The sequence below is a fragment of the Pseudomonas sp. 43(2021) genome, from assembly GCF_017490805.1.
Lineage (GTDB): Bacteria > Pseudomonadota > Gammaproteobacteria > Pseudomonadales > Pseudomonadaceae > Aquipseudomonas.
This window is the reverse complement of the sequence record NZ_JAFGYJ010000151.1, coordinates 1-633: the sequence shown is the minus strand read 5'-3', so window position 1 is coordinate 633 and position 633 is coordinate 1. Positions and strand designations below refer to the sequence as shown.

At 61.5% G+C, this 633-nt stretch carries 1 protein-coding gene and 1 pseudogene; both read left to right on the top strand.

What is annotated here, in order from left to right; all coding sequences use genetic code 11:
* Nucleotides 1-133: pseudogene (locus tag J5M71_RS26455) on the top strand (cobalamin biosynthesis protein); the annotation flags it as partial.
* A gap of 78 nt (nucleotides 134-211) precedes the next feature.
* A partial coding sequence (locus J5M71_RS26450; RefSeq protein WP_243434360.1) for an SAM-dependent methyltransferase occupies nucleotides 212-633 on the top strand: 422 nt, incomplete at its 3' end.

The following is a 633-nucleotide window of genomic DNA, read 5'->3' as shown; positions in this document are numbered from 1 at the left end:
CACCGGCTGCTACGGCGTGGCGGAAAGCGCCGCGCTGGCGCTGGCCGAGCAACTGATTCAGGCGCCGGCGAAACTGCTGATCCACCGCCAGAAATATGCGCAGGCCACGCTGGCATTGGCCGGCGCTGCATAAAATCCCGATAATCCCCGCCATTGATCATGAGCACGCTTCATCTGCAGTGGGGCTGCGCCTCTTCACAAGGATTCAACGATGACTGTCTACTTCATCGGCGCCGGCCCCGGCGACCCGGAACTCATCACCGTCAAAGGCCAACGGCTGATTCGCAGCTGCCCGGTGATCATTTATGCCGGCTCGCTGGTACCCGCAGCGGTGCTGGAAGGTCATCAGGCCGAAACCGTGGTCAACAGCGCTGAACTGCATCTGGAACAGATCATCGACCTGATCAGGACGGCCCATGCCAAAGGCCAGGATGTTGCCCGCGTGCATTCGGGGGATCCAGGTCTGTACGGCGAGATTGGTGAGCAGATCCGCTACTTGCGTGAGCTGGGCATTCCTTTCGAGATCATTCCGGGCGTAACCGCGACGGCGGCATGCGCAGCGCTGCTGGGCGCCGAGCTCACTCTGCCGGATATCTCGCAAAGCGTGATTCTGACCCGTTACGCCGACAAGAC